The sequence below is a fragment of the Candidatus Methylomicrobium oryzae genome, assembly GCF_016745425.1.
Taxonomy (GTDB): Bacteria; Pseudomonadota; Gammaproteobacteria; order Methylococcales; family Methylomonadaceae; genus Methylomicrobium; species Methylomicrobium oryzae.
On sequence record NZ_JAERVK010000004.1, the window covers coordinates 172,822 to 195,915 of the forward strand.

Here is a 23,094-nt window from a genome sequence, read left to right on the forward strand (position 1 = left end):
AGTCCCGTGGATCGTACCGGACTTAAATCCGCAGAAGGATTATGACAATAGAATTTTCCGACGCCGAATGCATTGCTACCGATCAGGGTTAAGATCATTTGTCATATCTAACGACCATCATCTAGAATTTTCCATCATACTCTTTTTTAACCTTTTTACAAAGATAAGCTTACACTCTAACCATTTTTCGCGGCAATGGGTTGGCTACGGGGCTGTTCCGGCAAAGCGGGCGAACCCGCTCGAATAATCGCCTTTCGAATATCTCGATGACTCGAAAACAGCAAACCAACGATTCAAGCAAGACCGCTCCATACAAATGGTCGGCCAAAGTCACGCGCGAAAGCAATGCCCTTAGCCTGGAACAGGGCGTCTTTACCTGGAAAGATCCGCAGCGGATTGCCGAATCGCTGAGGAACTCGGCCGAAGCAAGCACGCGCCGCAAGGCCGAACCGTTCCGCTCGGCAATGTCGATGCTGGTATTTTACATCAACCGCGCCGGCAAGAATCTGGCGCCCGAACAGAAGCAAATCCTTGAGCAGGCCAAACGGGCGCTGCGCGATTTGTATGGAAAAAAATGAGAGAGACCCGTTACCCCAAAACGCACCTTACTGGTTTTCTTGCCGATGCCGCTCGGAAAACAGGTTGAAAAATTGTTTCGCCGTCCTGCCGCTTTTCACAGCCCGCTTTTGCGCAAACTCCAATGCCTCCCGGTGTAATCGATCCCGATCGCCGCTATAGGCGGGAAAATAACTGTCGACGATGTTCAGGTAAGTCTGGGTCGAATGCGGATAGAACGCCAGCCATAAGCCGAAACGGTCCGATAGCGAAATCTGTTCTTCGACCGCATCGGAATAATGCACCTCGCCATCCACCAGACGAGTGTCGAGATTATCGCTCATCCGTTCCGGAAGCAAATGCCGGCGATTCGACGTCGCATACACCAGTACGTTCTCGGGCGGCAGCTCGATCGAGCCTTCGAGCACACTTTTCAGCGACTTGTAACGGCGGTCGTGCGCTTCAAACGAGAGATCATCGCAGTAAACGATGAAGCGTTGCGGCAGTTCGCGGATTTCGTCGACAATCTCGGGCAAGTAAACCAGATCCTGTTTATCTACTTCAATGATCCTGAGCCCCTCCTCTCGGAATTCGTTCAAAAGTGCCTTGATCAGCGATGACTTGCCGGTGCCCCGGGCTCCCCAGAGCAAGGCATTATTGGCCGGCATTCCGGATAGGAAACGTGCGGTATTATCGAGCAATTGCCGTTTCTGTTCGTCGATGCCGACCAGATCCTTTAGCCGAATCGTATCCAGACGGGCGACAGGGCGTAAACACTCTTTATGCTGGCGCCAAATGGCGGCATGCGTAGTATGCCAATCGTTGGGCTTCACACTTTGATCCTAAGATTTAAAGACAATGGAAACTTGCAAAAATCACCTGCTCAAGAAACAGTAAAGTATCGGGAAAATACGCTTAAAGCAAGGAGTCAATCTGATGTGCTTTCAAACCCCAGCTGAAAAGATTGGCGACCCGTTTATTACTCTGCCTGAGATAGGGCAGTAACATTTGCATCCAGTGGAACAGAAGATGAAACCCAATTTCGGGATTCCGTTCGAGGAATTGTTTAAGTTTTGGCGCCTTGATGATTGCCATTTGGCAGGGAGTGATGGTCTTGACCGTGGCGCTATACGGTTCGTCGTCGAAAAAACAGAAATGCGCAAACTCATGACCTTCAAGTAATTCGCAAAGTCCCGACAACATTTGCCGGTCTTCCGAAATTTTTACGTTCGTACATACCGAGACTTTTCCCTCAAGTATCACGTAGATATCATTCCCTTTTTCGCCTTCGACAATGACCAGTTGATCTGCGTCGTAGCTTTTGCGATTCCAAAACTGCCCTTCTACAAATTCGGGGTGCGCAAGCAGCGATTTTAATGAATAGGGCTGAAGCATTTCGAGCATAAACAACTCAGTCTACGGAATATATGGCAAAAGCTACTTAAAAAATTAAAATCCCACGCCCTTGTTTCATCCTCGGGGCAAATGGCCGCGAGAAATTGATCCTTATTAAAATCGATTGGCGAATTTTCGCCCTAATTCCGGCTTAGTACATTGGCAGGGCATAGGTCGAGCACTCTTTAGCCTCAGTCCCGGCCGGTATTTGGAACATCGTGGATTATCAGCCTTCCAAATGGTATTTCACAATCCGCTCGACCTCGTTTTTCGAGCCCAGGATCACCGGCACACGCTGATGCAGGCTCTGCGGCTTCACGTCGAGCATCCGTTCGCGGCCGGTCGTGCAGGCGCCGCCGGCTTGTTCGACGATGAAAGCGACGGGGTTGGCTTCATACAGCAGGCGAAGCTTATACGGCTTTTTCGGATCGCGACTGTCGTAGGGATACAGAAAAACGCCGCCGCGGGTCAGAATCCGGTACACCTCGGCGACCAGCGAGGCGATCCAGCGCATGTTGAAATTCTTGCCGCGCGGACCGTCCGTGCCCTGCACGCATTCGTCAATATAGCGGCGAACCGGCTCTTCCCAAAAACGCTGATTGGACATATTGATCGCAAATTCGCCGGTATCTTCAGGAATCGTCATGTTGCGGTGGGTCAGGATGAATTCGCCGATGTCCTGATCCAGCGTAAAGCCGTTTACGCCATGGCCCGTGGTCAGCACCATCATCGTCGAAGGTCCGTACAGGACAAAGCCGGCGCAGACCTGTTCCGCGCCTTTGCGAAGGAAATCTTCGGGCTCGGCATCCACACCTTCGCGGCAGCGCAGAATCGAAAAGATCGTGCCGACGGTCAGGTTGATGTCGATATTCGACGAGCCGTCCAACGGGTCGAACAAGACCAGATATTTGCCTTTCGGATATTGCGGGGGAATCTTGATCGGCTCGTCGACTTCTTCGGACAGCATGCCGGCCAGATGCCCCGTCCAGTCCAGCGCCTCGACCATGATTTCGTTGGTAATGATATCGAGTTTCTTCTGCACCTCGCCCTGCACGTTTTCGGATTCGGCACTGCCGAGCACGCCGATCAGATTGCCGCGATTGACCTTGTGCGAAATCTGTTTACAGGCGGTAACGATGTCATTCAACAGCATCGTAAACGTTCCCGATGTACCGGGATGCTCGCGCTGCTGTTCGATCAGGAATTGGGTCATCGTGACTTTGTTGGCCATGGATTGTCGGATCTCCGTTGTAGTTCGTTTCTTACCTGCCAATTATACCCGCTTGGTCCGCATCGAGGTGCCCAAATTCCTGAACCGTAGCGGCTGACCGGCAAATTGTCGCGCCGGTTTCACAAATGCGGATTTTATGTTATATTTACTATAAATGAGAATGATTATTGATAACTGAGTCAATTCAGTAAACGATTCAATTTGAAGGCTATTTTATGTTGATTGACTTGAAAAAACTTGCCGTCGGCGATCTGGCGAAAATCGTCGGCTTCGACAAAGCGGGCAAAGCCTACCGCAAGCGTCTCTTGGCTATGGGACTGACGCCGGGCACCGAATTCAGCGTGACCCGCTTCGCGCCGATGGGCGATCCCGTCGAGATCCGCCTGCGCGGTTTTTCTCTCACCTTGCGTAAAGACGAAGCCGCGGTCCTGCAAATCGAGAAGCTCTGATGGCCGCCGATTTCACGGTCGGCGTGGTCGGCAATCCCAATTGCGGCAAGACCACTCTTTTCAATGCGCTGACCGGCGCCAAACAGCACGTCGGCAACTGGCCCGGCGTCACGGTTGAAAAAAAGACCGGCGAGTATTCCTTTGAAGGCAAAACGGTCGCACTGGTCGACCTGCCCGGCACTTATTCCCTCGAAGCCTCCGACGATCAGGTTTCCCTCGACGAGAAGGTCGCGCGCGATTTCGTCGCGGCCCAAGAGGCCGACCTGATCGTGAACATCGTCGATGCCTCCAGCATCGAGCGCCATCTGTATTTGACTTCGCAGCTGATCGAGATGCGCACGCCGATGATCCTGGTGTTGAACATGATGGATGCGGTCAAGCAGCGGGGCATCAGGATCGACATTCCCTATCTTGCCGAACGGCTCGGCTGTCCGGTCGTGCCGATCGTCGCCTCGACCAAGCAAGGCATCGGCGCGCTCAAGAAAGCAATCAATCAGGCCGCTCTCGCCAAGCCGACCCCCAATCTGAATATCGATTATGCGCCCGCGCTGGAACAGGCCATCGCCGAACTCGCGCCGCAGCTTGCCGATGCCGCGGCGCGGCAGCGTTGCGATTTGCGCTGGTTAAGTATGCGCCTGCTCGAAGACGACACGCTGGCGCAGAAAATCGCCGGACCTTCGGTTGTCGAAGCGGTCAAAGCCCTGCAGCGCCGCATCGAACAGGAAACCGACGACGAAATCGACATCCTGGCCGCCGACGCGCGCTACGGCTTCGTGAACGACCTCACGCAAGCGGCGGTCTGCAAACAAAACGAAGTCAGCCGCCATACGTCCGAACGAATCGATGGCATCGTGTTGAACCGCTTCCTGGGCATTCCGATCTTTCTGCTGGTGATGTACGCGATGTTCATGTTCACGATCAACATCGGCAGCGCGTTCGTCGACTTTTTCGACCAAGCGGCCGCGGCGCTGCTCGTCGACGGCCTGGGACGGGTCTTGTCCGATTGGGGCCTGCCCGAATGGCTGACCGTGCTGGTTACCCGAGGTATCGGCGGCGGCATGCAGGTCGTCGCGACTTTCATCCCGATCGTCGGCTTCCTGTTCCTGTTTTTGTCCGCGCTGGAAGATTCGGGCTACATGGCCCGGGCCGCGTTCGTAATGGACCGTTTCATGCGGATGATCGGCCTGCCCGGTAAATCGTTCGTACCGATGATCGTCGGCTTCGGCTGTAACGTGCCCGCGATTATGGCGACCCGGACGCTCGAAAACCCGCGCGACCGGATTTTGACCAACCTGATGAACCCGTTCATGTCCTGCGGCGCACGGCTACCGGTCTACGCGCTGTTCGCGGCCGCGTTTTTTCCGGTCAACGGCCAGAATCTGGTCTTCGGCTTGTATCTGTTCGGCATCGGCGTTGCCGTACTGACCGGCCTGATCATGCGCCATACCCTATTCAAGGGCGAATCGTCGCCGTTCATCATGGAACTGCCGGTCTATCACCTCCCTACCCTGCACGGTGTTTTGATCCGCACCTGGGACCGGCTCAAGTCGTTCCTGTTCAACGCCGGCAAGGTCATCGTGCCGATGGTGCTGGTGCTGAACTTTTTGAATGCGCTGGGCACCGACGGCAGCTTCGACCGCGAAAACAGCGACAAATCGGTCCTGAGCGAAATCGGCCGCGGCTTGACGCCCGCCTTCGCGCCGATGGGCATCCATAACGATAACTGGCCCGCGACGGTCGGCATCTTTACCGGCGTACTGGCCAAAGAAGCGGTCGTCGGCACCCTGAATGCATTGTACAGCCAAATGAACGCAGGCTCTGCGGCGGCCGAAACCGAGGCTTTCGACCTGAAAGACGCCCTGGTTGCCGCGCTGCAAACCATTCCCGAAAACCTGGCCGGCGTCGCCAAGAACGTGTTCGACCCCCTGGGCCTGAACATCGAAACCGCCAGCAGCGAACTGGAAGTCGAAACCGCCGCCTATGCGGCGATGCGGCAAAGCTTCGACGGCCAGGCCGGCGCCTTCGCCTACCTGCTGTTCATCCTGCTGTATGCGCCCTGCGTCGCCGCCACCGCTGCGATTTACCGCGAAACGAACCGGGGCTGGACCGTTTTCGTCGTACTCTGGACTACCAGCCTCGCCTACATGACCGCGACAGTTTTTTATCAAGCGATGACATTCGGCCATCACCCGGCAAACTCGCTGGCCTGGATCTTAGGCCTACTTGCCGTCTTTGCCTGCGTGATTGGAGGATTATGGCGGTACGGCAGACAGTCCGGTCCGCCCCTAGACAAAGGAGCCGCCGTTGATCCTGTCTGACCTGCGAAATTACATCAAGGCACAGCGCCGTGTCGCGCTGATCGACTTGGCCCATCATTTCAACGTCGATCCCGACGCCTTGCGCGGCATGCTCGGCAAATGGATCAGCAAGGGCAACCTCCGCAAACTACCCTCGGGTACAACCTGCGGCGGCAGCTGCTGCAAATGCGATCCGGCGTCGATTGAGCTTTATGAGTGGGTTGATACCCAATAAAGAGCAGAATGAAAGCGGGTAGGCTGGGTTGAGGAACGAAACCCGGCAAGTTCGGACACAGGCTGCGCTGGGTTTCCGCATAGCTCCAACCCAGCCTACGAGTTAGCGGCTGACTCTCAAATTTGAGGGCCGTAGGTGCGATTAGCGCAGCGTAATCGCACGCATGTGAAATGCCAAATATTCCTCCGATTACGCTATCGCTAATCGGAGCTACTTGCTTATCGCGGTCACCTGTTAGCGTCTCAGGGCCGTAGGATGCGCTGAACGAAGTGAAGCGCATCAATCGCGGAAGATGGACCTCTTTCGTTAGCCTAACCTACACTTTTTTCAATTTCTTTTGCGAATGGTCAAACGCGTAGGACGGTGGCCGCCAGGCGGTCCGCCAGCCTACGGCGGAACCGCTGGCGCGTTCCGCCTTACGGATCCGGATTTTCAGTTTTGAATAACTCGGCGGCAAGCTCGATCTGGTCGTGAAATTGGGGAATCGCGGGAATATTCCAGGATTTTCCAGCGATCCGGGAGAACAGATTGTTCAGCCACGGCCGGTTCGACCGGGCCTGATGAATGATCAATCGATGAGATTCCTTATCACTTTCGATCGCAAAATCCTCCAGCCAGACCTCGATCGGCTCCGATTCGCCGTACAGCGTGCCCTGGAGGTAGGCCTGGCGCGTGTCGAGATCGAAACGAAACGCCGATAATTCGGCAATACCCTTGAGAATGAAATTGGCCGCCCATCTCACGACGATGTCCGGCGTCAATTTGATTGCGATTTTCACCAAGCTGCTTTTAAAGCTCATGATCAACCTCGATCCGATGAAAAGAAAAATTCGGTTTTAAGCATTCTGTTGTTTTTCTTGCCTGAACTCGTTCATATCGGCGTTATCCACGCGGTCGTAGATTTCTTCGACCGTCAGCTTCAAGCCAATCGATTCGAACGGAACCGAATCGTCCAGAAAATAATATTCGGGCAGCCAATGCCTGTTCCGGCGCAGTACTTGGACGGAAACGAAATCCGGCTCGATCAGGACATACTCCTGTAATGACGGCAGGTTGATGTAGCGTAAAAGTTTCACCGCCGTATCGGTTTTTCGGGTTGACTTCGACAACACTTCGACGATCAGCACCGGGTTTTCGGAAAACATGTCCGAACCGCTCATTTTACTGCAATCGACGACGACATCCGGGTAAACATAGTCCTTGCCGAGCCGGACTTTCATGTCGGCCATAAAAGGCGTACACGGCTTTCTTTCCAGGTGATTGCCGAATTTTCGGAATACATTGCCGGCTATGCAGTTATGGTTATAGCCGGCACCGGCCATTGCATAAGCCTGGCCGTCGAGATACTCGCGCTTGAAATCGGAAGTCAATTCCGATTTCAGATACTCTTCCTCGGTCAGATAAATGACTTCGTGCGGATTCTGTAAGGCCATGATCCGATCTCCTGATTCGTTTACTTCCGGCATTATAATACCGTCTGCCGGCATCAAACCATCCAGCCGCCGGGCAAACCCCCATCGAACCTCTCGAATGTGACGATAACCGCATGGCAACCGTTCAAATTACAGCCGACGACCGCGAACACCCATCCGGCGTCATCGAAGCCCTTCGAAAGCATGACGGAGCCGAGGTTTCGGTGCGCCGCCTGCCTTTGGGCGATTATCTGCTGGATGGAAGGCTTCTCTTCGAGCGCAAGACATGGCGCGATTTCGCCGTTTCGCTGAAAGACGGCCGTTTGTTCGAACAAGGTCTTCGCCTCGCCGCATCGCCGCTGCTCAAGGCCATGATCATCGAAGGGCGCTCAAACGATCTGGCCGAAAGCGGCATGCGGCGCGAGGCTGTGCAAGGGGCGCTGATCAGCCTCAATCTTTTTCTCGGCATCCCCTTGCTGCGTTCCATCGACGCTGAAGAAAGCGCGAGACTGATGCTCTATGCCGCCCGCCAGTTCGATCACATTGCCCGGCAGACACCGCCCCGCTTATTCAAAGGCAAACGCCCCAAAGGCAAGCGCAAAATCCAAATGCGGATACTCCAATCGCTTCCCGGAATAGGCCCGCACATTGCCCATAACCTGCTGGAACAGTTTGGCAGCATCGAAGCCGTTCTCTCGGCCGACGAGCAAGCCTTGGCGAGTGTGGCCGGCATAGGCGCAGGACGGGCTAAATCGATTCGCTGGGCTGTCGGCGAACAATGGGCGTCTTATTCCCTATTCAGCACAGATGAATAATATCAAATGCGCTTTTTTCGCTTCATCGAGGCAAGGTTTCTTTATCCATGCGCTCGGTCAATGCACGGAGTTCGGCGGCGACCTGCACCGGATACGCCGCCGCATCGCTCAATGTCCGCAAACCCGCCGGCAAACGGCTTAATTGATCTTTCGCGTACTCCCTGATTTGGACGAGCGACGGCAGAGGCTCGACCCGTGCGCCGCTGCGCATGACTTCCTTGAGCAACGGCCGGCCCGCACAAGGGATTTCGGCCAGCGTAATCGTATCGCCGGCCAGCAACCCGTCGGCATCGAACCGGCGGTACACCTGTTTTACACCGGGCCAGGTCGCCTTGCCTTCGGAACGCTTCCGGCGCGGAATGCCGGCGTACTCCTGCAGCTTGTAAGCGCAATCCAGATAAGGCGCATCTTCGGAAGTATCCAGCCGGGTGCCGATGCCGTAACCGTCGATCGGCGCATCGGCCGCCTGCAAGCGGGCGAGCGTATATTCATCGATATTACCGCTGGCAAAGATGGTCGTATCGGTCAGGCCGCCCGCATCGAGTATCCGGCGCACCTTGTGGGCGTGGCCCGCCAGATCGCCGCTGTCGAGCCGCACGCCTTTGATCGGGATGTTCAAGGATTTGAGCCGGGAAGCCAGCTCGACGGCCTTTTGCGCGCCGCCTTCGGTATCGTAGGTATCGATCAGCAACACCGTATTGTCCGGATTGGCCCTGGCGAAATGCTCGAAAGCCTCGCTCTCGCTCCGATGCGCCTGCACAAAGGAATGCGCCATCGTACCGAATATCGGAATGCCGAACCGGCGGCCGGCGCCGAGGGTCGCAGTGCCGCTGAAACCGACCAGATACGCCGCCCTGGCCGCAAAGAGCCCGGCCTCGCCGCCGTGCGCGCGGCGGAAGCCGAATTCGACCAGCGTCTTGCCCGGCGCCGTCAAAACCGAACGGGCCGCTTTCGATGCGATCAGCGTCTGAAAATGCACGATATTGATCAGCCGGCTTTCGACGAACTGCGCTTCGGGCATCGGCGCGGTCACCCGCAGGATCGGCTCGTCCGGAAAAAACACGGTGCCTTCCGGCATCGCATGCACGTCGCCGGTAAAGCGGAAACGCCGGAGCCGCTGCAAAAACTCCGCCTTGAAAAACCCGGTGCCGCTCAGCCAATCCAGGTCGACAGGCGTAAACCGCAAATTCTGGAGATAGTCGACGGCCTGTTCGAGCCCCGCAGCGACAAGAAACCCGCGGCATGCCGGCAGCTTGCGAACGAACAGCTCGAACACGGCGATATCGTCCATGCGCTGTTGGTGATAGCCCTGCAGCATCGTCAACTGGTAAAGATCGGCTGACAAGGCCTCGTTCCCGGTCATGCCAGACGCCCCTCATCGATCAGAAAGGCGCCATGCCTCCGCATCGTCTGCAAAGCCTTGTCGCCATCGCCGGCAACGACGTCGACCGCCCGCACCGCATCCTGCAGTAAAAACACCGCATAGCCCCGCTTCAAAGCGTCGAGCACGGTGTTCAGCACGCAATAGTCGGTCGCCAGACCGGCCACGAACAGCCGCCGGATACCGGCGCGCTCAAGTCTTGCCTGCAAATCGGTATCCTCGAACCCCGAGTAGCCTTCGCTTTCGCGCCGCACGCCTTTGGAAATCACCTGCACCGCCTCCGGCAATGCCAAAGCCGCCGAAAACTCGGCACCCGGCATGTCCGCCACGCAATGCGCCGGCCAGGGCCCGCCTTGATTCCTGAACGAGGCGTGATCGGGAGGATGCCAATCGCGCGTCAAGTAAACGGGATAGCCGAGGGTATGGAATTTTTCGATATATCGATTAATGACCGGAAGAATACGATCGCCCTCGGAAACGGCCAGACTGCCTCCGGGTAAAAAATCGTTTTGCACATCGACGACGAGCAAGGCGTCGCCCGCGGTAACGCGTTCGGTTCTCATGCCCCAAACCCGGCAATCTCGCTGCCGGCGCGGAACAGGTTATGGATCCGGATAAACATATGCCCCTCCCATTGCGAAAAGCTCGTCTCTTGCGACAAAGCGGGCTTGCGCAAAGTTCTACGCAACGTTACGGCCGGATTGGACATCTCCCGAAAAAACCGTTAGCCTACCCGTTAATACACTTGCCGCCGCAACCGGGATCGGCTTGCCGACTCACCGAGAAAGATTAACCTTACAAATCAACCGCATCGTGAACCGAGTCAAATGAGCCTACCGTACCGCTCATGGCGGCCTTATCTTTACAAAAAAGCCAACGGGTCGCTACAAAAATCGACTCCGTTCAATTCCCTTTTTACTTATCCGGAATTTAGCCCATAATTTTATCGTTCGTTTTTGCCTAAATGAGTTCATGATGCAACTTTCGACAAGCCCTAGCGACGCCTCGAAGCCCACCGTGCTGATCGTCGACGACATGCCCGACAACCTCAGCATGTTGGGAGAACTGCTGCTCGGCGCCGGCTACCGGGTCATCGCCGCGAATTCGGGCCCGGCGGCCCTTCGCCTTGCCGCTCAGAACCCCCCACCCGATTTGATTCTGCTGGACATTATGATGCCCGGCATGGACGGCTACCAGGTTCTCGACCGTTTATCCGCCGAATCCGCGACCCGAAACATTCCGGTGATATTTGTTACCGCCCGGGACGACCCGCAAGACGAAGAACTCGGCCTGGCAAAAGGGGCCGCCGATTACATCACCAAACCGATTCGGCCGATGCTGGTTCTGGCCAGAATACGCACGCAACTGCAAGCCAAACAAGCGCGAGACTGGCTGAACAGCCGGAATGCCTATCTGGAAGAGGAAGCATTACGCTATGCGGTGGAAAAAGAACGCATGCAAACCGTTAGCATACGGGCGCTCGCCCATCTCGCCGAAACCCGCGACCCGGAAACGGGCAACCATATCCTACGGACGCAGAGTTATGTCAATTTACTCGCCACGCTGCTGAAAGATCATTCCCGTTTCAAGGAGATACTGACGCCGCACTACATTAAAATGTTGACACTCTCGGCACCTTTACACGACATCGGCAAGGTCGGCGTGCCCGACGACATTCTCCGCAAGCCCGGCAGCCTGACCCCGGAAGAATGGGAGACCATGAAAACCCATACGGTATTGGGGCGCGTCGCGATCGAAAAAGCCGAAACCGACGCCGAAGGTCAGGTCGAATTTTTCAAACTTGCCAAGGAAGTCGCACAATGGCATCACGAAAAATGGGACGGGAGCGGCTATCCCGATGGCTTAAAGGGCGAAGCCATCCCCGTTTCCGCCCGCATCATGGCCATCGCCGACGTCTTCGATGCGCTGATTTCCCGGAGGATTTACAAGATGTCGGTAATGGTTCACGAAGCCAAGGACACGATTGCCGCCGGCCGCAATATCCATTTCGATCCGGACATAACGGATGTCTTTCTGGCCAATTTTCAGGAATTCGAAACCATCGCCCATCGCCATTTCGATGATTTGTAGCCGTCGGCAGGCGCGGAAAGTCTTTCTCGAACAAAACAGATGAATCCCGACCAGCCTTCGCTCCTTTCCCTTGATCGCAGAAAAGCGGCGCGCGCCGCATTCTTGAAAATCGTCTTCATCTATGCGGGCTTCGCCTCGCTTTGGATACTGCTCTCCGACAAAATCGTGGCGCAGCTGTTCAGCGATGCCGCCAGCATCACCTTGGCCAGCACTGTTAAAGGCTGGCTGTTTGTGGTGATTACCTCGTTGCTGCTCTATGGGCTGTTGTTACGGTTCATGGACAGCGCATTTTTTACAGGTACCGAATCGGCGCGGAATCCGCCCGAAACCGTCGCAACCTACAGTTTTAGACATCTCCTCACGACGACCGCATTGCCGATACTGGCTGCGGGGTTGCAATGGCTGATTTGGGATGCAATCGCGCCCTACTCCTGGTTTCTTTTTTTTCCCGCCGTATTCTTCAGCGGCTGGATCGGCGGTCTCCGGGGCGGTCTCCTGGCCACCTCGATCGCGATTCCGCTGGCATGGTGGCTATTTATTCCCGTCCGCTATTCCTTTACCCTGGAACATCCGATGCAGATGGCGTCCATCGTCATGTTCATGGCCATGGGAGGACTCTTCAGCGTCTTTCACCATCGCCTGCAATCGGCAACCCGGGAAAATCGGGAAGCCCTTGCGGCGATCCAGGAGGCGAACGAAAAAATCACTCGGCTCTACCAACAAACTCAGGAACTGGACCGACTTAAAACCCGGTTTTTCGCGAATGTCAGCCACGAACTAAGGACGCCGCTGACGCTGATCCTGGGGCCCTCAAGCCAGCTTCTCGCCGCGGCGCAGCCCGGAACGTCCGCACACCGGAATCTGGAGGTCATCCATCGTAATGCCCGTTTGCTCTACCAGCATGTATCCGATCTGCTGGATGTGGTCAAGTTGGAAGCGGGCCGCATGCGCCTGCATTACGCGCGGATGGACATGGCCCAACTCGTACGCCTGGCGGCTTCCCATTTCGAGGCGCTGGCCGCCGAAAAAAACATCGATTTCAAGATAGAAGGTCCCGAAACGCTGGTGATGGAGTGCGATATGGAAAAATGCCAGCGCATTGTCATTAACCTGCTCTCCAATGCCTTCAAATTCACCCCCGAGAACGGCGGCATCTCCCTTGATCTAAACTCTACCAGGGAGCGCGCCATCATTTCAGTCAGAGATGATGGTCCCGGCGTTCCCAAGCCGTTGCGAGAAACCATATTCGAGCCGTTTAACCAAGGACAGGGCAGTTCCGGCCCCGTCTTCGGCGGCACCGGTCTGGGGCTCGCCATCGTTCGCGAATTCGTCGCGCTGCATGACGGACGCGTATGGGTGGAAGACGCACCCGGGAAAGGGGCGCGCTTCGTTGTCGAGCTGCCGCTCAAAGCGCCTGAAAATGCCGACATTGCGGCCGCGGATGCTGCCCTCGACGTACTCATTAAGGAAAACCTCGGCCCCGAACCGATTCCCTTATTGGCGGCGCCCTCCACGGCGAACGAACACCTACCGCTGATTCTGGTCGTAGAAGACAATCCCGACATGAACGCGTTTCTGGCCGAGTGCTTGAGCCGCCGTTACCGTGTCGCCTCCGCCTACAACGGCCAGGAGGGCCTGGACATGGCGTTAACCCTGCATCCCGATCTCGTGCTTTCCGACGTGATGATGCCGGGTATGGACGGCGATGCGATGGTGGCCGCCATGCGCGAGCATGCAGAATTGAGCAAGCTGCCTGTCATCATGCTCACTGCGAAAGCGGACGACGATTTACGATTGAATCTGCTGCGGGCCGGCGTTCAGGATTTCATTACGAAACCGTTCTCGGTAGAGGAATTGCAGGCCAAGGTGGACGCCATCGTCACCGAGCATCGGCGGACCTCGATCGAGCTGCAGGAAAGCGAGGAACGTTTCCGCATTACCTTGAGAAGCATTGGCGACGCCGTGATCGCGACCGATGTCGAAGGGCATGTGACGATTATGAATCCCGTCGCCGAAACGCTGACGGGCTGGCGCGAGGAAGAAGCGAAAGGCCGTCCTTTGCGCGAGGTTTTCGTCGTCATCAACGATTACACGCGGCAACCGGTAGAAGACCCTTTCGGCAAGATACTGAAGGCAGGAAAAATCACCGGATTAGCGAGCCATGCCCGCCTCGTTGCCCGGCACGGCGCCGAATATCCAATTGCCGATAGCGGCGCGCCGATCCGAAACGCCCAAGGCGCCATTTTCGGCGTGGTATTGGTATTCCGCGACCAGACGGAAGAGCTGAAAGCGCAAAACCGGCTGCGCGAAAGCCGGTCGATTTACAACGCCCTGATCAACAACATGTTCAACGGTATCGCGCACTGCCGCATGCTCTTCAAAGAAGGCGTCCCGGCAGACTATGAATTTATTGCCGTCAATCCGAGTTTCGAGAAGATGACTGGGCTTGCAGGAGCGGCGGGAAAAAAAATCAGCGAATTGATTCCCGACTATTGCCGGGACAATCCGGAAGCCCTGGCGATTTTCGGCCAAGTCGCGCAAACGGGTAAGGCGACCAATTGGGAGTATTATCTGGCGGCTCTCGACAAATGGTTCGCCGTTTCGATTTACTGTCCGGCACCGGGCGAATTCATCGTCATCAGCGACAATATCACCGAACGCAAGCTGGCTGAAACGGCCCTGAAGGAGAGCGAAAAACGCTACCAGCTGGCACTCTATGCCTCCAATGACGGGCTATGGGACTGGGATCTTTGCACCGGCCTGGCTTACCTGTCTCCGCACTATTATGAAATGACCGGCTATATGGCCGGCGAAATCACGCCCGACCTGGCTTTTTTCAAACACCTGATCCATCCGGACGACCTTGACGGTGTTCTTGCCACCATGACGGCACACCTGGAAGGCAAAACGCCGGAAAGCATCATCGAATACCGGATGCTCACTCGATCGGGAGCTATCAAGTGGATCCAAGGAAAAGGAAGAGTCGTCGAGCGAGGCACCGACGGAACACCGCTGAGAATAATCGGCACCATTTCCGACATTACCGGACGCAAACGGATCGAAGAAGAACTGAGACTGAGCGAAGCGCGGTTTCGCCAACTGTTCAATCTGGCCCCCCTGCCGCTTGCGCTGGTCGGCAAGGACGGCAAAGTGCTGGATTTAAACGAACGTTTTGTCTCCATATTCGGTCATACGCGCGACGCCATTCCGACGATCGAGGCCTGGTGGCCGCTCGCCTACCCCGACCCGGACTATCGGCGCCATGTTATCGAAACTTGGGAAAACGCCATGCAACGCGCCAGCAAGGAAAATCTCGATATCAAACCGATCGAATACCGGATCACCTGCAAGAGCGGCGAAGAACGTGTCATGGTAATTTCCGGCATCGATCTCGGCGGCAGCTTTCTCGCCGCGTTTTTCGATATCACCGAGCGCAAGCAGGCCGAAGAAGAATTGAACCAGCATCGGCACCACCTCGAACGGCTGGTCGCCGACCGCACCTTGGAATTGCGGCAAAAGACCCGGTACCAGCGCGCTCTGATCGACAATATGCCGCACAAGGTCTGGCTAAAGGATAGCGACGGGCATTATCTCGCGGCCAACAGGGCTTTTGCCGAAGCCATGCAGCTCGACATTGAAAGCATCGTCGGACAAACCGATTTCGATATACGGCCGAAGGAAATCGCCGAACGCTTCAGAAAAGACGACCAAAGGGTGATATTCGCCCGCCGCCAGAAGACTTTCGAAGAACGCGACAACAGCCATCCGGGCACATTTTACGAAACCTTTAAAGCCCCCATTTTCGATGAAGACGGCAGTGTGCTCGGCACCGTCGGTTTTTCCCGCGACATCAGTGCGCAAAAAGAGCTGCAATCGGTCCTGGAAAAAGCCCGGTACCATGCCGAAGCGGCCAGCTCTGCCAAGAGCGCCTTTCTGGCCAACATGAGTCATGAGATCCGCACGCCCATGAACGCAATTATGGGGCTTACCCATTTATTGCGCCGCGAACAGCCGACGCCGGCCCAGGACGACCGGCTGGCCAAAATCGAAAACGCAGCCAAACACCTGCTGTCGATCATCAGCGACATTTTGGATATTTCCAAAATCGAATCCGGCCATCTGGAGTTGGAGCGGACGGATTTCCGCCTGGACACCGTTCTGGACCAGGTCCGTTCGTTGATCGCCGAGCCCGCCAAAAACAAAGGGCTCCGGATCGAAATCGATGCCGGCGATATTTCACCCTGCCTGTACGGCGACCCGACCCGACTGCGCCAGGCCCTTCTCAATCTTGCCGGCAATGCGGTTAAATTTACGGATCAGGGCGCGGTATCGATTCGCGCCCGCTTGCTGGAAAGCGGCACCGACGAGATTGTAATCCGCTTCGAAGTGCAGGATACCGGCATCGGCATCGCCAAAGAGCAATTGCCCAAACTCTTCGAAGCCTTCGAGCAGGCCGACGCCTCGATGACGCGCCGCTTCGGCGGAACCGGACTCGGCCTGGCCATTACCCGGCGCCTCGCCGAGCTGATGGGCGGCGAAGTCGGCCTGGAAAGCGAACCGGGCCGGGGCAGCACTTTCTGGTTTACCGTCCGGCTCGGCCTCGGCAAAAACCCATCGCCCTTTCCGTCCACGGCTTTCGCCGAAAACAACGCCGAGACCGCTTTGCGTCAAACCCGGGCCGGCCTGCGGATTCTGTTGGCCGAAGACAATGCGGTCAACCGGGAGGTCGCACTGCAACTCCTGAAGGTCGTAGGGTTGACGGTGGAAACCGCGGAGGACGGCCTGCAAGCCAGCGAAAAGGCCCGAAGCGGGCATTACGATTTGATCCTGATGGACATGCAGATGCCCAAACTGGACGGATTGGAAGCCACCCGGATCATCCGGGCCTCGCCGGGTCTGGCATCGCTCCCGATTTTGGCGATGACGGCCAGCGCTTTCGCCGAAGACCGAAGCGCCTGCCTGGCAGCGGGAATGAACGGCTTCATCACCAAACCCGTGGAGCCGGAGGCCCTGTACAAGGCCTTGCTGGAATGGCTTCCGCAAATTACGCCGGCCCCAACGATAGCGGCGGACCGAACAACAGAGGGGGCCTCCATGCCGAACCGGGCTTTGGCCGATATTCCGGGGATCGATCAGACGCAGGGAATCGCTTCGCTTTTCTCCGATCAGCCCCGAAAATATGCGCGGTTTTTAACTTTGTTCGCCGATAACCACGGTGCCGATTCGGAGCGGCTTTTAACGCATCTGGCGGCAGGAGAGCTATCCGAAATCAAAAAATTGGCCCATACCCTCAAAGGCTCGGCCGGCAGCCTCGGCGCACCCTGGCTGGAAGAAACGGCCGCCGCCTTGATGAAGGCCCTGCGTCAGAACGCGGAAGGCGCCGAACTGGACACGTTGGTGCGAAGATTGGCCGGCGAATTGGCGATGCTGATCGCGGCCATCCGCCGCGCTTTGGAGAAAATGGACTTGCGCGCCGCCGAATCAGGCCACTTGCGGCTGCCCGAACTTCTCGACAGGCTGACTAGGCTATTGGAAAGCGGCGACATCGAAGTCAACAATCTGGCTTTTGCGGAATCGGAGACCCTGCGGGCGGGCCTCGGCGATACCGGCGAAAAACTGTTGCTGTACATTCGCGATTTTAAATATGAGGACGCGCTCCACGCGATACGGGCAATCGAATTTTAGGAACGGCGGGCGTAACGGATCAGGCCGACTATGGAAGACATTAAACCTTATAGTATTGACGGCTACCGTCCATGTCGCCCGTTTGACGGTAAAGCAGCGGCTGGCCGGCATGGAGCCGGGCTCCATCCAATACCTCGCAAACTGCGATCCGATGATCGCCGGCCTCGGCATAATGGCTGACCCGGCAGTCGAGATAAGCCAAACTGCAGTTTAGGACAGGCGCGCCGGTGGACGATTCGTACCAATCGAAACCGGCCATTTTGTCAGCCCCGGAACGGCCGAAATGCGCCGCAACCGCCAGCTGATCCTGGCCGAGCACATTGACCGTGCAAACGCCGCCGGCTTTGAGCAGTTGGTAAGAGTAATGCCCCGGATTGATGCTGATCGCCAGCAATAAGGGATCGAACGAAACCTGCATGACCCAGGCGGCGGTGAAGGCATTGCGGCGTTCGCCGTCGCGGACGCCGATCACGTAGACGCCGTGCGTGATCAGGTTCAAAAGCCCGGACGGATTCTCGATCATCCCCGCGCCAGCTTGATGCGCATCGACAAATCGGCCGCTTTGACATGCTTCGTCAGGGCGCCGATCGAAATATAATCCACTCCGGTTTCCGCGATCGTCCGGATATTGCCCAGCCCGATATTGCCGGACGCTTCGAGTTCGACGCGGCCGCCGGCAATCCGGACGGCGGCGCGGAGGTCGTCGAGACCGAAATTGTCCAGCATGATCCGGTCGGGCGCGGCGGCGAGCGCTTCGCGCAATTGTTCCAGCGTTTCGACCTCGACTTCGACCGGCGCCGTAGTCAGCTCGCGCGCCAACCGCACCGCCCCGGTGATCGAGCCGGCCGCCGTGATGTGGTTTTCCTTGATCAGGACGCCGTCGTACAGGCCGAGGCGGTGATTGTAGCATCCGCCGACGGTAACCGCATATTTCTGCGCCTGCCTGAGCCCCGGAATGGTTTTGCGGGTGTCGAGCACCTTGCAGCCGGTTCCGGCAACGGCCTCGGCGTATTGCCTGGCAACGGTCGCGGTCGCGGACAAAGTCTGCAGCAGGTTGAGCGCGGTACGCTCGCCGGTCAGCAGGGCTCGGGCCGGACCGGCCAACCGGCACAACACGGCGCCGGCTTTGACCGCCTCGCCTTCCGCGCACAGCCAGCCGATACGGACGGCAGGGCCCAGTTCGTTGAAAACCGCAGTGAACCAGGCCTGCCCGCATACGACCATCGGTTCGCGCGTCACAACCTCCGCTTCGGCGGTGACGGTACCCGGCACGATCGCGGCGGTGAGGTCGCCGGTGCCGATGTCTTCTTCAAGAAAAGGCCGTATATCGAGCGTTGTCGGAAATGTCATTGAGCCTACCGGAGGGATAAAAATACGCTACTTTGCACTGGACGACCGAATCACGGCGCCGGAAGTTTCCACGCGCTGCCGGATCGCCTGCGCCAGCTGATGCACGGCCATCGCATATTTGTCGCTGTTGTTATAGCGCTTGATCACCTTGAAATTGGGATAGGTGCGCCAGTGCTCCAGGCCGTCGTAGGTGCTCAGCTCGATCACCTGCCCCTCCGCTCTGGAGCCGTTGCCCGGCCTGGCGACCGGGTTGTTATAGTGCCAGCCGTTCTTGGAAAAATAGTGGGCGACACTGCCGATCGCGTCGTGCGGATGCCAGAGGTCGCGCCGGCCGTCGCTGTTGAAGTCGATCGCCAGCCGGCGGAAGCTGCTCGGCATGAATTGGCCATAGCCCATTGCACCGGCCCAGGAGCCTTTCGGCTCCAACGGATCGAAGCCTTCTTCGCGCGCCATCAGCAAGAAGCTTTCGAGTTCGGACATGAAGAATTTCGAGCGCCGGTAGGTGTCGAAAGACAGCGTCGTCAGCGAATCGAAAATGCATGTTTTGCCGAAGTTGTGCCCGAAATAGGTCTCGACGCCAATAATCGCGACGATATATTCGGGATCGACTCCATAGGTCACGCTCGCTTTGCGAATCACCTCCGCATTATCGAGCCAGAAGTTGGTGCCGTTCTGAATATGCTGCTCGGTCAGAAACTTGTTCCGGTAACGGGTCCAACTGCCGACGCTGGGCCGGGAAGAGCCGTTCGCAGGTGCCGGGTTTTCAAGGCGGATGACCGAATCCAGGCGATGGGCTTGAGAGAAAAGGCCGTTCAGGTAGCTTTCTGTGAATCCGTGCTTGCTCACCATGTCGCTGATGAAGCGCCGCACGGGAAGATAATCCGAATAAGTGCCGGTCAGAACGCCGGCCGCATAGCCCTCGGATAACCCCGCCCTAACGGAAGCCGGCGGATAGGACTCGGCAGGAGGCTGTACCGCCGCGGGCTTCGATTGCGCTTGCGGGGGGCTTTGATAGGCATATTTGTCATGCAGTCCGGGTGCATCGCTCGCGCAACCGGCGATAAACACGACCAAAGCCGCAATCGGGAAATGTATTAAAATTCGGGGGGGCACGATGATCCTCAATTCTTGTAATTTTTCGGCGGACGATTGAATGGCTCGATTACCGATTTTTCAACCCGCTTCTGTTTTGCGCTGACTTAGACTCATCCGCGTCCGGTCCGTTCATCGATTCCTGCCGGTTCGGTCCAAAACGATACGGCCCGGGCATAAATCCGCGCCCGCCTCCGTACAAGAGCATTCCATTACGCGCCGGCCTGCAGGAGTTCGGACGCCAATACCTTCGGATTGCACCCGAGCCGTGCGCCGCCGGACTGGGAATCAAGCCGGGTGGTCGTGATGAAAAGACGGAACGATCTGCTCGCCTCCCAGCGAAAGTCCGTCCGGAACGGATGAGTTTACGTTTTGGAAGATTATCCCACTAAAGCCTTAACATTTAAATACTTCGCTGGATTTAACGGCGCTTTCGGGAAATAATAAAAATTGCTGGCAATGACTGCCCCTAACGGCCCTCAATTATTTCTCATGCTGATTGACCGACACTGGCTGACCGAAGCCGACCAAATCCCTTCCCCCAATTTTGACGACCGGCCTGACGCCGAAGACATTTCGCTGATCGTGATCCACTGCATCAGCCTGCCGCCGGGCGAATTCGGCCATTCCTATGTCGATCAATTATTCTGCAATCGGCTGGATCCGGCCGTACACCCGTATTTCGAAGCGATTCACCAACTGAAGGTTTCGGCGCATCTGTTGATCAAGCGCGGCGGCGAAATCACCCAATATGTACCGTTCGACAAGCGTGCCTGGCACGCCGGGGTTTCGTCGTACCTGGGACGCGAGCGCTGCAATGAGTTTTCGATCGGAATCGAACTGGAAGGCGCCGAGGATGTTGCTTATACGGAAGCGCAATACCGGCAACTGACGGTGGTCATCCAGACCTTGTTGAGAACCTATCCGAGGCTATCCAAACAACGTATCGCAGGGCACAGCGAAATTGCGCCAGGACGCAAGACCGACCCCGGCGAGGCATTCGAGTGGGAAAAATTGCGGCAATTGCTGGATGGCCGGAATTGCTAAGGATTTGGATGGAAATAACCTCCCGAAGGTTGATTGTTATGAAAAGCAGATGATTTACTCCCCTCTTTTAAAAAAGACGACTGCAGGGATGCAGGAGGTAGCGTAACGCAGGGAGCGGTTACCGACGACTGCAGGGATGCCGCCACTAAAGGGTGGTCTATGGACAGAGGTACGAGCCCAAGGAAGGGCGAGGTAGATCGCGTCGGGAACAAGCGATCGAGGGCAATGCAGGAGCAATTGCCGACGACTGCAGGGAGGCAGGAGGTAGGCAATGCAGGAGCTATATTGCCGAGGGGCCGGGGGAGATTTATTAAATAAATCCCCCTCGATCCCCCTTTTTCAAAGGGGGAGGTTATTTTTGACGAAACTCCCCTTTTCAAAGGGAGAAGCGAACCTTTATTTCAGCCTCTCTGTAACCTACCGGTTTCAGGAAATTCTTGGAGCCAAATCCTAAAAAGGCCAGAGACGCGCCCGACCCGCTATTGAATGATTTGTTTGACCGGCTTTTCGGCTGTCCAGGCGACCCAGCCGATCACGATCCGGTAAATCAGCAGCAGAACCACCGGCAACAGGATAAAGTAGCCGATCCCCGTAAACATCAAAAGTGCGGCTATCGCAAACCCGGCCAATGTGATCCAGACGGTATTGATCTGCCAATTGAAGTGAGATTCGAGCCAGGTACCCTGAACCTCATTCCGCTTCATGAAATTGATCGCGATCCCTATCAGCAAGGTCAGTCCGCCGAAGCCGAACGCCAATACCTGACATAAATAGACGATCCCGGTCAGCGTTTTCAGGGAGGCCATTTTTTCAGCATCATGTGATTGCGGTGATTCGCTCATGGTGAACTCCTGCGTCAGTAATTTAGTCTTTCGGGACAATGTCGCGGCGCACTGCCTTAGACAGAGTGCCCTCAACATTGAATTAGGCGTAAAATGCCGGTACAAAGTTTCGGGTTCGTCATAACACTCAACCGCCGTCATCTTCATTCATGCGTATTGCGATCGCCTATCTCTGCGTGGTCTTGTTGTGGGCCACCACGCCTTTAGCCATCAAGTGGAGCGGAGAAGGCCCCGGCTTCCTGTTCGGGGTAACCGGACGCATGGCGATCGGCGTCGTCTGTATCGGCCCGATTCTGTTGATCATGAAGCAGCCTTTGCCCTGGCACTACAAGGCACGGCTGACTTATCTCGCGGTCGCGCTGCAGGCATACTGTTCGATGCTCGCGGTGTACTGGGCCGCCCAATTCATTCCGTCCGGCTGGATTTCGGTGCTGTTCGGCCTGACCCCGCTAATTACGGCGCTGCTGGCAAGGTTCTGGTTGGGGCAGTACGAACTGAACTTCAGCAAATTGCTCAGCTATCTGCTTGGCGTCGGTGGACTGGCCCTAATGTTCGGATCGGCATTGACAATGGGGCACAACGCCGCCCTGGCTATCGCGGCGGTGATTTTAAGTTCCTTTCTGCATGCGTTCAGCGCCTTATCGATCAAACGCATCGGGGCCAACCTCCCGGCATTGACGCAGGTCGCCGGCGGCCTGCTGATCGCGCTGCCCGCTTATTTACTGACCTGGGGCATCTTCGACGGCGAATGGCCGGATCGCTTCACACCGGCGAGTATCGCGTCGATCGTTTACTTGGGAATGATCGCAACGACGGCGGGCTTCGTGCTGTATTATTACTTGCTGATTCAGCTGCCGACGGCACGGGTTGCCCTGATCACCCTGATTTCGCCGGTGCTGGCGCTGCTGCTCGGTCACGCAGCCAATCGGGAACCGATAACGGCCGATGTGCTAACCGGCGCACTGACGATATTGGCTGCCCTGTTTCTTCACGAATTTACGGGCCAGCGCTCCTCCCGCGGCTCCGCCAAGGCAGCACCCTATGCGGCGGCCGAAATCCGCGACAGCCGCCGCCGACCAACGGACAAGCGGCCTGGCAGATACCGTTAGCGAAATAGTTCTGCCCAATTCCCGGATTTAATGCTACTATGACCGCTCCGCAAGAGAGTGAGCCGGGCGGATTACCCGCCCGGATGTGTTGCGCCAAGACGATTGGCG

Annotated in this window: 20 protein-coding genes; 9 read left to right on the plus strand and 11 right to left on the minus strand. The window is 56.7% G+C overall.

What is annotated here, in order from left to right; genetic code table 11:
• The first annotated feature begins 266 nt into the window (after positions 1 to 266).
• Positions 267 to 578, plus strand: a complete 312-nt coding sequence (locus tag JJL52_RS05850) for a DUF3175 domain-containing protein (protein WP_202051468.1) — start codon at positions 267 to 269, stop codon at positions 576 to 578.
• A 27-nt stretch (positions 579 to 605) separates the two neighbouring features.
• Here the strand turns inward: JJL52_RS05850 and JJL52_RS05855 are convergent, their stop codons facing one another.
• From JJL52_RS05855 to JJL52_RS05865, 3 genes are all read right to left on the minus strand, one after another.
• On the minus strand, positions 606 to 1,388 hold the full coding sequence (locus tag JJL52_RS05855; RefSeq protein WP_202051469.1) for a DUF815 domain-containing protein: 783 nt from the start codon (positions 1,386 to 1,388) through the stop codon (positions 606 to 608).
• 82 nt (positions 1,389 to 1,470) lie between these two features.
• Positions 1,471 to 1,959, minus strand: a complete 489-nt coding sequence (locus tag JJL52_RS05860) for a Crp/Fnr family transcriptional regulator (RefSeq protein WP_202051470.1) — start codon at positions 1,957 to 1,959, stop codon at positions 1,471 to 1,473.
• A gap of 217 nt (positions 1,960 to 2,176) precedes the next feature.
• Positions 2,177 to 3,181 (minus strand): class 1 fructose-bisphosphatase, encoded by a 1,005-nt coding sequence (locus tag JJL52_RS05865; protein WP_202051471.1) that lies wholly within the window; start codon positions 3,179 to 3,181, stop codon positions 2,177 to 2,179.
• A 215-nt stretch (positions 3,182 to 3,396) separates the two neighbouring features.
• On the opposite strand from JJL52_RS05865, the gene JJL52_RS05870 reads away from it, so the two are divergent.
• Genes JJL52_RS05870 through JJL52_RS05880 form a run of 3 tightly spaced genes read left to right on the plus strand, consistent with a single transcriptional unit; the run spans position 3,397 to position 6,162 of the window.
• Positions 3,397 to 3,630, plus strand: coding sequence for a FeoA family protein (locus JJL52_RS05870; protein ID WP_005374366.1), 234 nt, complete (start codon positions 3,397 to 3,399; stop codon positions 3,628 to 3,630).
• Positions 3,630 to 5,948 (plus strand): Fe(2+) transporter permease subunit FeoB, encoded by a 2,319-nt coding sequence (feoB, locus tag JJL52_RS05875; protein ID WP_202051472.1) that lies wholly within the window; start codon positions 3,630 to 3,632, stop codon positions 5,946 to 5,948. The genes JJL52_RS05870 and feoB overlap by 1 nt, the downstream gene beginning before the upstream one ends.
• Positions 5,935 to 6,162 carry a FeoC-like transcriptional regulator gene (locus JJL52_RS05880; protein ID WP_202051473.1) on the plus strand — a complete coding sequence of 76 codons (228 nt, stop codon included), beginning with the start codon at positions 5,935 to 5,937 and terminating at the stop codon, positions 6,160 to 6,162. The genes feoB and JJL52_RS05880 overlap by 14 nt, the downstream gene beginning before the upstream one ends.
• 416 nt (positions 6,163 to 6,578) lie before the next feature.
• Here JJL52_RS05880 and JJL52_RS05885 read toward each other — a convergent pair whose 3' ends face one another.
• Together JJL52_RS05885 and JJL52_RS05890 are read right to left on the minus strand one after the other, a co-directional pair.
• Positions 6,579 to 6,962, minus strand: a complete 384-nt coding sequence (locus tag JJL52_RS05885) for a hypothetical protein (protein ID WP_005374375.1) — start codon at positions 6,960 to 6,962, stop codon at positions 6,579 to 6,581.
• 36 nt (positions 6,963 to 6,998) lie between these two features.
• A complete protein-coding gene (locus JJL52_RS05890) occupies positions 6,999 to 7,595 on the minus strand; it encodes a Uma2 family endonuclease (RefSeq protein ID WP_202051474.1) in 597 nt (198 codons plus the stop codon).
• 113 nt (positions 7,596 to 7,708) lie between these two features.
• Between JJL52_RS05890 and JJL52_RS05895 the strand changes: the two genes are divergently transcribed.
• A complete protein-coding gene (locus tag JJL52_RS05895) occupies positions 7,709 to 8,389 on the plus strand; it encodes an ERCC4 domain-containing protein (protein ID WP_202051475.1) in 681 nt (226 codons plus the stop codon).
• A gap of 22 nt (positions 8,390 to 8,411) precedes the next feature.
• Here the strand turns inward: JJL52_RS05895 and JJL52_RS05900 are convergent, their stop codons facing one another.
• Positions 8,412 to 9,752, minus strand: a complete 1,341-nt coding sequence (locus tag JJL52_RS05900) for a nicotinate phosphoribosyltransferase (RefSeq protein WP_202051476.1) — start codon at positions 9,750 to 9,752, stop codon at positions 8,412 to 8,414.
• Positions 9,749 to 10,333 (minus strand): nicotinamidase, encoded by a 585-nt coding sequence (locus JJL52_RS05905; protein WP_202051477.1) that lies wholly within the window; start codon positions 10,331 to 10,333, stop codon positions 9,749 to 9,751. The genes JJL52_RS05900 and JJL52_RS05905 overlap by 4 nt, the downstream gene beginning before the upstream one ends.
• 412 nt (positions 10,334 to 10,745) lie before the next feature.
• On the opposite strand from JJL52_RS05905, the gene JJL52_RS05910 reads away from it, so the two are divergent.
• Both JJL52_RS05910 and JJL52_RS05915 read left to right on the plus strand, forming a co-directional pair.
• A complete protein-coding gene (locus JJL52_RS05910) occupies positions 10,746 to 11,861 on the plus strand; it encodes a response regulator (protein WP_202051478.1) in 1,116 nt (371 codons plus the stop codon).
• Positions 11,862 to 11,900: 39 nt separating this feature from the next.
• Positions 11,901 to 17,546 carry an ATP-binding protein gene (locus JJL52_RS05915; protein WP_202051479.1) on the plus strand — a complete coding sequence of 1,882 codons (5,646 nt, stop codon included), beginning with the start codon at positions 11,901 to 11,903 and terminating at the stop codon, positions 17,544 to 17,546.
• Between the two features lie 40 nt (positions 17,547 to 17,586).
• Here the strand turns inward: JJL52_RS05915 and JJL52_RS05920 are convergent, their stop codons facing one another.
• The 3 genes from JJL52_RS05920 to JJL52_RS05930 are packed head-to-tail and all read right to left on the minus strand — an operon-like array spanning position 17,587 to position 20,009.
• On the minus strand, positions 17,587 to 18,069 hold the full coding sequence (locus tag JJL52_RS05920; RefSeq protein ID WP_202051480.1) for a flavin reductase family protein: 483 nt from the start codon (positions 18,067 to 18,069) through the stop codon (positions 17,587 to 17,589).
• Positions 18,066 to 18,896, minus strand: coding sequence for a carboxylating nicotinate-nucleotide diphosphorylase (nadC, locus tag JJL52_RS05925; RefSeq protein ID WP_202051481.1), 831 nt, complete (start codon positions 18,894 to 18,896; stop codon positions 18,066 to 18,068). Before nadC ends, JJL52_RS05920 begins: the two co-directional genes overlap by 4 nt.
• A 27-nt stretch (positions 18,897 to 18,923) precedes the next feature.
• Positions 18,924 to 20,009, minus strand: a complete 1,086-nt coding sequence (locus JJL52_RS05930) for a lytic murein transglycosylase (RefSeq protein ID WP_336885044.1) — start codon at positions 20,007 to 20,009, stop codon at positions 18,924 to 18,926.
• A 471-nt stretch (positions 20,010 to 20,480) separates the two neighbouring features.
• On the opposite strand from JJL52_RS05930, the gene ampD reads away from it, so the two are divergent.
• Positions 20,481 to 21,035 (plus strand): 1,6-anhydro-N-acetylmuramyl-L-alanine amidase AmpD, encoded by a 555-nt coding sequence (ampD, locus tag JJL52_RS05935; protein WP_202051483.1) that lies wholly within the window; start codon positions 20,481 to 20,483, stop codon positions 21,033 to 21,035.
• Positions 21,036 to 21,514: 479 nt separating this feature from the next.
• Here the strand turns inward: ampD and JJL52_RS05940 are convergent, their stop codons facing one another.
• Complete coding sequence (locus tag JJL52_RS05940; RefSeq protein WP_202051484.1) at positions 21,515 to 21,877, minus strand: DUF4870 family protein; 363 nt, start codon at positions 21,875 to 21,877, stop codon at positions 21,515 to 21,517.
• 149 nt (positions 21,878 to 22,026) lie between these two features.
• Here JJL52_RS05940 and JJL52_RS05945 point away from each other — a divergent pair, with 149 nt between their 5' ends.
• On the plus strand, positions 22,027 to 22,986 hold the full coding sequence (locus tag JJL52_RS05945) for a DMT family transporter (protein WP_202051485.1): 960 nt from the start codon (positions 22,027 to 22,029) through the stop codon (positions 22,984 to 22,986).
• Positions 22,987 to 23,094 lie beyond the last annotated feature (108 nt).